Source organism: Sphaerotilus sp. (assembly GCF_031429695.1).
Classification (GTDB): domain Bacteria; phylum Pseudomonadota; class Gammaproteobacteria; order Burkholderiales; family Burkholderiaceae_C; genus Sphaerotilus.
The window spans coordinates 23,439-32,937 of sequence record NZ_JANPAB010000006.1; the positions used below are offsets into that span (position 1 = coordinate 23,439).

Annotated in this window: 10 protein-coding genes and 1 riboswitch; of the genes, 3 read left to right on the top strand and 7 right to left on the bottom strand. The window is 69.7% G+C overall.

Features of this window, described 5'->3' with window-relative positions:
• Positions 1 to 124 precede the first annotated feature (124 nt).
• Entirely contained in the window at positions 125 to 1,453 is a 1,329-nt protein-coding gene (locus RMP06_RS00625; RefSeq protein ID WP_310459842.1) for an EAL domain-containing protein, read from the top strand.
• A gap of 9 nt (positions 1,454 to 1,462) precedes the next feature.
• Here the strand turns inward: RMP06_RS00625 and RMP06_RS00630 are convergent, their stop codons facing one another.
• The 7 genes from RMP06_RS00630 to RMP06_RS00660 all read right to left on the bottom strand — a co-directional run bounded on the left by RMP06_RS00630 (position 1,463) and on the right by RMP06_RS00660 (position 7,873).
• A complete protein-coding gene (locus RMP06_RS00630; RefSeq protein WP_310459843.1) occupies positions 1,463 to 3,115 on the bottom strand; it encodes a bifunctional hydroxymethylpyrimidine kinase/phosphomethylpyrimidine kinase in 1,653 nt (550 codons plus the stop codon).
• Positions 3,116 to 3,123: 8 nt separating this feature from the next.
• The gene (locus RMP06_RS00635) at positions 3,124 to 3,918 is read right to left on the bottom strand and encodes a thiazole synthase (protein ID WP_310459844.1); all 795 of its coding nucleotides are present in this window, start codon (positions 3,916 to 3,918) and stop codon (positions 3,124 to 3,126) included.
• Between the two features lies 1 nt (position 3,919).
• On the bottom strand, positions 3,920 to 4,126 hold the full coding sequence (thiS, locus tag RMP06_RS00640) for a sulfur carrier protein ThiS (RefSeq protein ID WP_310459845.1): 207 nt from the start codon (positions 4,124 to 4,126) through the stop codon (positions 3,920 to 3,922).
• The gene (locus RMP06_RS00645) at positions 4,123 to 5,214 is read right to left on the bottom strand and encodes an FAD-dependent oxidoreductase (protein WP_310459846.1); all 1,092 of its coding nucleotides are present in this window, start codon (positions 5,212 to 5,214) and stop codon (positions 4,123 to 4,125) included. The genes thiS and RMP06_RS00645 overlap by 4 nt, the downstream gene beginning before the upstream one ends.
• Positions 5,215 to 5,222: 8 nt before the next feature.
• Positions 5,223 to 7,103 (bottom strand): phosphomethylpyrimidine synthase ThiC, encoded by a 1,881-nt coding sequence (gene thiC / locus RMP06_RS00650; RefSeq protein WP_310459847.1) that lies wholly within the window; start codon positions 7,101 to 7,103, stop codon positions 5,223 to 5,225.
• Positions 7,104 to 7,185: 82 nt separating this feature from the next.
• Positions 7,186 to 7,315, bottom strand: a riboswitch (TPP riboswitch).
• 44 nt (positions 7,316 to 7,359) lie between these two features.
• Positions 7,360 to 7,500, bottom strand: coding sequence for a hypothetical protein (locus RMP06_RS00655; protein ID WP_310459848.1), 141 nt, complete (start codon positions 7,498 to 7,500; stop codon positions 7,360 to 7,362).
• Positions 7,501 to 7,582: 82 nt separating this feature from the next.
• Positions 7,583 to 7,873, bottom strand: coding sequence for a hypothetical protein (locus tag RMP06_RS00660; protein WP_310459849.1), 291 nt, complete (start codon positions 7,871 to 7,873; stop codon positions 7,583 to 7,585).
• Positions 7,874 to 8,073: 200 nt separating this feature from the next.
• Here RMP06_RS00660 and RMP06_RS00665 point away from each other — a divergent pair, with 200 nt between their 5' ends.
• Together RMP06_RS00665 and RMP06_RS00670 are read left to right on the top strand one after the other, a co-directional pair.
• A complete protein-coding gene (locus RMP06_RS00665; RefSeq protein WP_310459850.1) occupies positions 8,074 to 8,982 on the top strand; it encodes a hypothetical protein in 909 nt (302 codons plus the stop codon).
• Between the two features lie 171 nt (positions 8,983 to 9,153).
• Positions 9,154 to 9,333: a hypothetical protein gene (locus RMP06_RS00670; protein ID WP_310459851.1), complete on the top strand. Its 180-nt coding sequence runs from the start codon at positions 9,154 to 9,156 to the stop codon at positions 9,331 to 9,333.
• The last annotated feature ends 166 nt before the right edge of the window (positions 9,334 to 9,499 follow it).

The following is a 9,499-nucleotide window of genomic DNA, read 5'->3' on the forward strand; positions in this document are numbered from 1 at the left end:
TGGTCACGATTTTTATGAAGCCAACCTGATAGCTGGCATCGGAACGTTTTCGTTTCAGCCGAGTCTGAACCCCTGTGTTAGCATTTTTTCCATCCCTAGACAGGCCTTCGGTGGACAAACTTTCATGAATCAATTGCGCATCGTGGTCATGGAAAACGGCCCCCTGCTGGCGGAGGACCACGACGCCACCATGCGGCAACTTGGCCTGATCGATGCCCGCACCGGACTGCCGCACCGGGACTTGCTGCTGGACCGGCTCGGGCAAGCCACGGCCGGCGTGGCGCGCGGCGGATCGGCCTTCGCGCTCATGTACATCGGCACCAGCCCGGCCATGCCGGGCACCTCCGCTGGCGCGATGGACGTGGTGATGCAGCAGTTCGCCTGCCAGCTCCACCGCCTGAGCCGGCGCACCGACAGCTTCTCGCGCATGAGCGGCTGTGACTTCGCGGCCCTGCTGCCCGGCAACCCCTCGGTTGCAGGACTGATGGCGATGGGCCAGAAAATCGCGGCCGAGTTTGCCGACCGCATCCAGGTCCACATCGGCGTGGTTCTGTGCCCGCGCCACGCCAGCGACGCCGACACCCTGCTCCTGCAGGCGCGCATGGCGCTCGACCAGGCCCGGCATGCGCAAGTCGTCACCGCCCTGTTCGAGCCACGGTCAGCACCCACGCCGTCGGGGTTTTCGACCACGGCGGATGGCAGCGCACGCGCCGCGTTCCAGCCCGTGCTCGATCTGCGCGAAGGGGGTTTGTCGCGGCTGCAGATCTCGACCCAGGGAATGTCCACGGCGCAAGACGATTTTTCACCCACCGAGCTGGGCAGCGCCGGCCAGACCAGCCGCAAGGAGCAGGTCGCCCACCTGATCGCGCTCACGGACGCGGCGCTGCGCAGCGCGCTGCCGTGGCGCCAGCAAGGGCTGGTGAAGCGGCTGTCGCTGTCGCTGCCGGGTCGCCTGCTCGATGAACCGGGGCTGGCGCCGGCGCTGCTGGACCTGCTGGACCGCCACCGCTGGCCGGCACGGCATTTCATGGTCGAAGCCCATGCCGCCGCCATCGCCCAGCGTGGCGGCGATGTCATCGAAGCACTGACCCGGGCCGGTGTGGCCCTGGCAATCCACGACGGCGGATCGGGGCTGAGCCTGCACGTCGCGCTGGCCGGACTCGATCCGGTGAGCGAATTCAAGTTCGACGTGGGCACGCTGTCGCTGCTGCCACGGATGGAACAGCGCGCCGCCGTCGTGCGCGCACTGATGGCGCTGGCGCGGGGCTGGGGCGCACGGGTGGTCGCCGACGGGGTGGACGACCTGGGCACGCTCGCCTGGCTGGGCGAGCTGGGCTGTGACGGCGCCCAGGGCAATGCCTGCGGCAAGGCCATGCCGGCCGAGCAGGTACGCGCCTGGTGCGCCGGGCACCAGGGCCGTTCGGTGCTGACCCACCCACCGCTCGACCGCTGAAGCCAGCGCTCAGGCGTTCGGCGGATCGAGACTCGGTCGGGGCCAGTCCGGCAAAGACAAACTGGGCGCAGTGCATCCACGGCACCATGCGGCCACCGCCGCACCGAGCCGATCGGCCACTGGCTCGGTCTCACCCGGTCGGGTCGCCAGCGCTCTGACGAGGCAGGCACACGCCGCCCCGCTGCCCGCCACCGCCTCGACCTGCGCCATCTCCAGCAGCCCGCCGATGCCCACCACCGGCACCGGCGCCATCGCCGCCCACCAGCGCAGGTTGTGCAGCCCCTGCGGGTGCCAGGGCATGTCCTTGGTCGTCGTCGCCCAGACCGGGCCGCAGGCGATGTACGACGGCGCCAGCGCCGCCGCCCGACACAGCTCCCACAGGCTGTGCGAACTCACGCCCAGCCGCAGCCCGCGTACCTGCACCGCCGCCAGCCGCGCCCGACCGTCCGCGCCCAGCGCCAGCACGTCCTCCTGCCCCAGGTGCAGCGCGAGGTCGGCCGGGTCGATCGTGCCTGCGGACATCGCGTCGAGCACCAGCGCGTAGTGGTCGTTGACGACGGTCACCGGGCGCACTGCAGCGGGCAGTGCCGCCGCTTGCGCCAGCGTCCTGTCGATCTGCGCCCGGACTTCCGCGGCAAATGCCTGGTCATCCAGCGCCGCGTGCGACGCCCGCTTGATGCGCAGTTGCAGCGCGCACAGCGCCGGCTCGGCCGCGTCGAGCAACGGATCGGCCTGGTCAGCAGCATCCACGATCGCGTACAGCCCGGACGGCCACGGCAGCGCCGCCCCGCTGGTCCCGGACACCGGCGTCTCGTCGCAGCTCAGCCGCGGCAACCAGCGCGCGTCCGACGCAAAGCCAGCGTCGAAGCCGACCGGCCCGACCCCCTGCCCCGCCGCGTGGCCGACCGCCAGCCCCGCGGTCGTCGCCATCTTGGCCAGCACCAGCGCATCGGCGGTGACGAAGCCACGCGCCATCGCCGCTGCGGCGGTGGTCGCGAACGTGCAGCCGGTGCCATGGGTGTGCCGGACATCGAGCCTCGGCAGCGCCAGCCAGCCACGGGCGTGCGGCGTGTCCAGCCAGTCGAGCGCGTCGGCGCCGTCCGGACTGTCGCCCCCCGTGATGCAGACCGCGCCCGCACCCAGCGCCCGCAGCGCCGCCGCCTGTTCCGGCACATCGGCCAGCGTCAACGCCTCGGGCTGGCCGAGCAACCGCGCCGCCTCGCGCCGATTCGGCGTGATCAGGTCGGCGCGAGGCAGCAACTGCGTGCGGTAGGCGTCGATCAGCGCCGCGTCCGCGAACGCCGCACCGCCCGCGCTCGCGCCGAGCACCGGGTCGATCACCAGCCGCACCCGCGGCCCGCCGTCCGCGTCGAGCCGGTCCAGCCAGCGCGCCAGCACGGCCACACTGTCCACGCTGCCGATCAGACCGGTCTTGATGACCGCCGGACGCAGATCGTCCGCCAGCGCCGCGAGCTGCGCATCGAGCACCTCGGGCGCCACCGGCACGACGCGCTGCACGCCAAGCGAGTTCTGCGCCGTGACCGACGCGACCACCGGGCAGAGGTGGACGGCACAGCCCTCGGCCGCGCGCGCATCGGCACTCAGGCCGGCGCCGCCGCCACTGTCGTTGCCGGCGAGGCTCCAGACGATCGGGCGCGCCATGTCCGTGCTCACAGCAGGAACGGCCGACCACCGACCGGCGTGGTCGCCACGGCCATCGCCTGCGGTGCCATCACACCCGCCTCGTAGCCCAGCCGCCCGGCCTGCACCGCCTGCCCGAACGCCGCGGCCATGCGCACCGGCTCCCGCGCCTGCGACACCGCCGAGTTCAGCAGCACCGCGTCATAGCCCAGCTCCATCGCCTGCACCGCGTGCGCGGGCGAGCCGATGCCGGCGTCCACCACCATCGGCACGTCCGGCCAGCGTTCGCGCAGCGTGCGCAGCGCCCACGGGTTGATCAGCCCCTGGCCCGACCCGATCGGCGCGCCCCAGGGCATCAGCACCTCGCAGCCGACATCGAGCAGGCGCTGGCAGGTGACGAGGTCGTCGGTGCAGTACGGGAAGACCGCGAAGCCGTCGCGGATGAGCTGCTCGGCGGCGGTGACCAGCTCCCACGGGTCCGGCTGCAGCGTCTGCTCGTCGCCGACGACTTCGAGCTTGATCCACGGTGTGCCGTACAGCTCGCGGGCCAGGTGCGACAGCTCAATCGCCTCGCGGGCGGTGCGGCAACCCGCGGTGTTGGGCAACAGGCGGGCACCGCGCTCGCGCAGCGCGGACTGGATCGCGGCAATGTGGCCGTTGTCGCCCGCACCGGCCTGGATGCGGCGCAGGCCGACCGTGACCACCTCGGTCCCCGAGGCCACGATGGCCTCGTGCAGCGCCTGGGGCGAAGGGTAGCCGGCGGTGCCGAGCAGCAGGCGGCTGTGGAGCGTGACGCCGTAGGCGGTCCAGGGAGAAGGTTGCATTTCAGCCTCCGACGATGGGTTGAAACAGCGTGACGGTGTCGCCGTCGATCAGCACCCGCTCGGCGCGGGCGGCGCGCAGCACATGGCGGCCGTTGACCGCCGTGCCGACCGCCTCGGGCGAGAGGCCGCGCTGCACGATGAGGGCGACCAGCGTCGTGCCGTCGGGTAACTCGATCGGCTCGCCATTGAGGATCACGGTGAACGTCATGTCGATGTCGATGTCGATGTCGATGCCGATACTTGACTCATCGCCTGCTCGATCAGCGCAGGCGCCAGCAGCCAGCCGTGGCGGAACAGCCCGTTGATCCACACCCGCCCCGGCTCGGCCACCAGCTTCGGCGCGTTGTTGGGCAGCGCGGGGCGCAGGTTGGTTTCCATGTGATGGATGCGCGCCTCGGCCAGCGCGGGCAGCACGCTGTGCGCCGCCGCCATCAGCTCGACCGCCGAGCGCAGGCTCACGGGCGAGCGATCCTCGCTCTCGATCTCGCTGGCGCCGATGACGATCAGGTCATCGGGACGCGGCACGATGTAGACGCGGTGACGGGCGTGCAGCAGCCGCAGCGGGCGTGTCAGCGACACACCGGGCGCGTGCAGCCAGATCACCTCGCCGCGCACCCCGCGCAAGGCCGCACCGGGTTCCGGCCGCGCCCCCAGGCCGCGCACGTCGAACACGAGGTCGAACGTGGCCGTCGAACCATCCTCCAGCGTGATGCAGCCCGGTGCGGTCGATTGCACCGTGCGGCCCCAGTGCCACTGCACGTCGCGGGCGAAGGCACACAGCGCCGGCAGCACCGCTTGCGGCATCACCTGCGCCTCGCCGTCGAGGTACCACGCATGCAGCCCCGGCAGCAGCGCCGGCTCCAGCCCCAGCAGCGCCGGCCGGGTCAGCCGCTTCGGCGCCGGCATGTCCGCAGGCGCGCCCGTCAGCCGCGACAGCACCCGCTGCGCCGCGCCGAGGTCCGGTCCGTGCGCGAGCATCAGGCTGCCGTGCTGGCGGAAATAGCGCCCCGCGTCGCCCTGCCCGTCCAGCGCCGCCAGCCGCTGCGCGATGTCCGCCCACAGCGGCACCGAGCGCAAACCCAGCGTCGCCACGTCCGGCCCCGCTGCGTCCAGTTCGGCCAGCGGGCTGAGCATCCCGGCCGCCGTGAACCCGGCCGGACCCAGCCCGTCGCGCCGCGCCTCAGGCCCGCTGGCCGGATCGAAGACCTCGACCCGGTGCCCGGCGTGCGAGAGCTGCCACGCGAGCAGCCGCCCGAGCACGCCCGCGCCGGCAATGCCGATGCGGACGGGGTTCATGCCCAGCGTCATGCCGGATGGATCGGGATGTACAGCTCGCCGCCCACCGCCTTGAACTCGGCCGACTTCTCCGCCATGCCCTGCGCCAGCGCCGCCTGTGCGTCCACGCCCAGCTTGTCGGCGTAGTCGCGCACATCCTGCGTGATCTTCATCGAGCAGAACTTCGGGCCGCACATCGAGCAGAAGTGCGCCTCCTTCGACGAGTCCTTCGGCAGCGTCTCGTCGTGGTAGGACTCGGCCGTCTCCGGGTCGAGGCCGAGGGCGAACTGGTCGCGCCAGCGGAACTCGAAGCGCGCCTTGCTCATCGCGTCGTCGCGGGCGCGGGAGCCGGGGTGGCCCTTGGCGTTGTTGGCGGCGTGGGCGGCGATCTTGTAGGCGATGATCCCCTGCTTCACGTCGTCGCGGTCGGGCAGGCCCAGGTGCTCCTTCGGCGTCACATAGCACAGCATCGCCGTGCCCATCCAGCCGATCATGGCCGCGCCGATCGCCGAGGCGATGTGGTCGTAGCCGGGCGCGATGTCGATGGTCAGCGGGCCGAGGGTGTAGAACGGCGCCTCGTCGCAGTGCTTGATCTGCTCGTCCATGTTGGCCTGGATCAGGTGCATCGGGACGTGGCCCGGGCCTTCGATCATGGTCTGCACGTCGTGCTTCCACGCCACCTTGGTCAGCTCGCCCAGCGTCTTCAGCTCGGCGAACTGCGCCTCGTCGTTGGCGTCCGCCGACGAGCCGGGACGCAGGCCGTCGCCCAGCGAGAAGGTCACATCGTACGCCTTCATGATCTCGCAGATCTCGTCGAAGTGCGTGTACAGGAAGTTTTCCTTGTGGTGCGTGATCATCCACTTGGCCAGGATCGAGCCGCCGCGCGAGACGATGCCGGTGCGGCGCTTGGTCGTCAGGTGGATGAACGGCAGGCGCACGCCGGCGTGGATGGTGAAGTAGTCCACCCCCTGCTCGGCCTGCTCGATCAGCGTGTCGCGGAAGATGCCCCAGTTGAGGTCTTCGGCCACGCCGCCGACCTTCTCCAGCGCCTGGTAGATCGGCACCGTGCCGATCGGCACCGGCGAGTTGCGCACGATCCAGTCGCGCGTCGTGTGGATGTTGCGGCCGGTGGAGAGGTCCATCACGGTGTCGCCACCCCAGCGCATCGACCAGACCAGCTTCTCGACCTCTTCCTCGATCGACGAGGTGACGGCCGAGTTGCCGATGTTGGCGTTGATCTTCACCAGGAAGTTGCGGCCGATGATCATCGGCTCGACTTCGGGGTGGTTGATGTTGGCGGGGATCACGGCGCGGCCACGGGCGACCTCGTCGCGCACGAACTCCGGCGTGATGATCTCGGGGATGCGGGCGCCCATCGCGTTGCCCTTCAGGCGGGCCTCGCGCTCGGCGTCACCGAGGTATTCGCGCATCCACTCGCGCTTGCCGTTCTCGCGGATGGCGATGTACTCCATCTCCGGCGTGACGATGCCTTGGCGGGCGTAATGCATCTGCGTGACGTTCTGGCCGGCCTTGGCGCGGCGCGGCGTGCGCTGCAGCGCGACCGCTTCGGCGCGCAGGGCCTCGATGCGGCTGCTGTCGCGCTCTTCGTTCTTGCCGCCGTCGTCGAGCACGATGCGGGTGCGGCCGGTGTAGGTTTCCGTGTCGCCACGCCCTTCGATCCAGCCGGCGCGCACCGAAGCCAGACCCTTGCGCACGTCGATGTCGGCGGTCGGATCGGTGTAGGGGCCGGAGGTGTCGTACACCGTGACGCGCTCGCCGTTGGTCAGCGCGATCTCGCGCATCGGCACCTTGACGCCGGGCTGTGCGCCTTCGACGTACACCTTGGTGGACGCGGGAAAGGGCTCGCGGGTGAGCGTGAGCAGTTCTTGGAGCTTGTCGGGGGCGTTCATCGGGCGGTTCTCCTTCGGCGGACGGAATGGCTACGCTCCGAAGGGTGCCCCGGGGACCGGCGGTCCGGGGTTGGACGCCATGCGGTCTGGTGCGGGCTCTTCTTACGCCGGTACTAACCGGGTCAAGTACAGCGGGTTCGGTCGTTCGACCATCTCAGCACACCGGGCCGCAGCGCATTCGCTGCCGACCCGGGGCACCCCGGAGCGTGGGGTGCATTGTGCCCCATCAGATGGGGCACCTCTTCAGGCCGTGCGGTCAGTCACAGCACGGCAGGCCACAGCACAGCGCACCGACGACGCAGCAGGCCCCCGCCAGTGCGGGCATCGCCACCAGCAGCGCCACGGGCGCGGTCAGCCACTTGGCGAGCACGGCGGTCTGGGACAGGATCTTGGTCATGGGTTTTCCTTCAGCAACTTCAACAGTGTTGGACAAACGAACTTCTGCAAACCGACAGGTCCACAGATTCAACAGGTCAGGTTCATCCAGCAAGGTCAGGCGGTCGCCAGATCTCGTCCACCCGCAGCGGCAGGGCCACCGCATCCGATGCCGGGCACGGTCCCTGCGCCACCCAGGCTGGCAGGCGCCACCCCTGTGACGCCGAAGGCAAGGCAAGGCCGGGGCAAGGCGCCGACATGGCACAGCCCCCGACGGCCAGCAGACAGCACGGCGCGGTGTCCTCCAGGCAGCAACCGACCGGCTCGGCCGCCTGCACCGCCGACGCACCCACGCCCAGCCAGAAGGCCAGCAGGATGTGCAGGACAGAGTGCAACAGACGGCGTGCGTTGAACATCGGGAATGAGGCGAGGCAATCGAATGCGGCGGATTCTACGGTGATGGTTCCTGATGGACCGCGTACAGGAACGGAATGCGCCGACCTGGGAGGTGCAGAGAGGTTCGCTAGCGCACAGACCGCACAACTCGATTGCCCCAACCTCGGTTCTCCAACTCACCCTGAGTGCAGGAGTTTCGATGGCCGCTTCCACCACAGCAACCGCTGAAGACCGCCCCCGCGGCTTCGCCGACAGCACGAGGTCGCTCAACAGCGCCGTCTCGTGGGGTGCCATTGCCGCAGGCGCGGCTGCGGCCGCATCGCTGTCCTTGATCCTGCTGATCCTGGGTGTCGGACTCGGGCTGTCTTCTGTTTCGCCGTGGGTCCGCGATGGTGTCAGCACCACGACCTTCGGGGTCTCGGCGATCCTGTGGCTGACGCTCACCCAATTGCTGGCCTCGGCCATGGGCGGCTACCTTGCCGGCCGCTTGCGCACCAAGTGGACCGAAGTGCACACCGACGAGGTGTACTTCCGCGACACCGCCCATGGTTTTCTGGCGTGGGCCGTGGCGTCCCTGGCGACCGCGGCGCTGCTGACCTCCGTCATCGGATCCATCCTCAGCGGCGGCGTGCAGGCTGGGGCCTCGATGGTGAGTGGTGCCGCGGCCACGGTGCGCATGGCGCCGGGCAACGACGCCGGGCCGATGGGTTACTTCGTGGATTCGCTGTTCAGGCGTGATCCAGTCGCGGCGGCAGCCGGCATGGACGCCAATGAACGGGCATCGGGCAACGACATGGCCGAGGTCAGCCGCATCTTCATGCACGTCGGTCGTTCGGAGCCGCTGCCGCCCGAAGACATCCGATACGTCGGCCAGAGGGTGGCCCAACGCACGGGCCTGTCGCAGCAGGATGCGGAGAAGCGGGTCGCTGATGTCCATGCCAAGGCGCAGGCCAAGGTGCGCGATGCGGAAGCGGCTGCACGTGACGCCGCCGAAAAGGCGCGCAAGGGCTCGGCCTACAGCGCGCTGTGGCTGTTCGTGTCGCTGCTCATCGGTGCGTTCGTCGCCAGTCTGGCAGCCACCTTCGGAGGCCGACGCCGCGACGCCTGAACCTCACGCCCATCCACGCCATCCACGCTCATCGAGGCTGCCATGCGTTCACTTCTGCTGCTGTTTCTCGGCATTCCCATTCCGATCATCATCTTGATCGCGCTGTTCGTGCACTGAGTGCATCTCCCAAGGACCGACATGTCCAATCCCTGGCTGAAGAAGAATCCGCTCATGAGCCTGTGGCTGAGCACGGCGAACCGCATGGCCGGCTCGTTCCGTGGTCAAGCCACAGCGCAGGCCAAACGACAGATGAAGGCTGCAGTGACCGAGGCCACGAACGAGAACATCAAACTGTGGTCTGCGGCAGTGACAGCACCGGCCGCGAAGAAGAAGGCGACCCGCAAAGGCTGACTTCGAATGGAGCGCGACCGTGCTGACACCCGCCGCCGAGCCCTCGGGCTGTACGTGGCCGTCATCACAGCCGTGATGCTGTGCCTGAGTTGCAGCAGCCTGCCCACCTTTGTGCCCGACCTGGCGCGCCAACCGGCGCGGCCAGTGCCGCTGGAGGGTGAGCACG

Coding starts and splice junctions, on each gene's coding strand:
- RMP06_RS00625 (WP_310459842.1), top strand. CDS start 125: ATGAATCAATTGCGCATCGTGGTCATGGAAAACGGCCCCCTGCTGGCG.
- RMP06_RS00630 (WP_310459843.1), bottom strand. CDS start 3,115: ATGGCGCGCCCGATCGTCTGGAGCCTCGCCGGCAACGACAGTGGCGGC.
- RMP06_RS00635 (WP_310459844.1), bottom strand. CDS start 3,918: ATGCAACCTTCTCCCTGGACCGCCTACGGCGTCACGCTCCACAGCCGC.
- thiS (WP_310459845.1), bottom strand. CDS start 4,126: ATGACGTTCACCGTGATCCTCAATGGCGAGCCGATCGAGTTACCCGAC.
- RMP06_RS00645 (WP_310459846.1), bottom strand. CDS start 5,214: ATGAACCCCGTCCGCATCGGCATTGCCGGCGCGGGCGTGCTCGGGCGG.
- thiC (WP_310459847.1), bottom strand. CDS start 7,103: ATGAACGCCCCCGACAAGCTCCAAGAACTGCTCACGCTCACCCGCGAG.
- RMP06_RS00655 (WP_310459848.1), bottom strand. CDS start 7,500: ATGACCAAGATCCTGTCCCAGACCGCCGTGCTCGCCAAGTGGCTGACC.
- RMP06_RS00665 (WP_310459850.1), top strand. CDS start 8,074: ATGGCCGCTTCCACCACAGCAACCGCTGAAGACCGCCCCCGCGGCTTC.
- RMP06_RS00670 (WP_310459851.1), top strand. CDS start 9,154: ATGAGCCTGTGGCTGAGCACGGCGAACCGCATGGCCGGCTCGTTCCGT.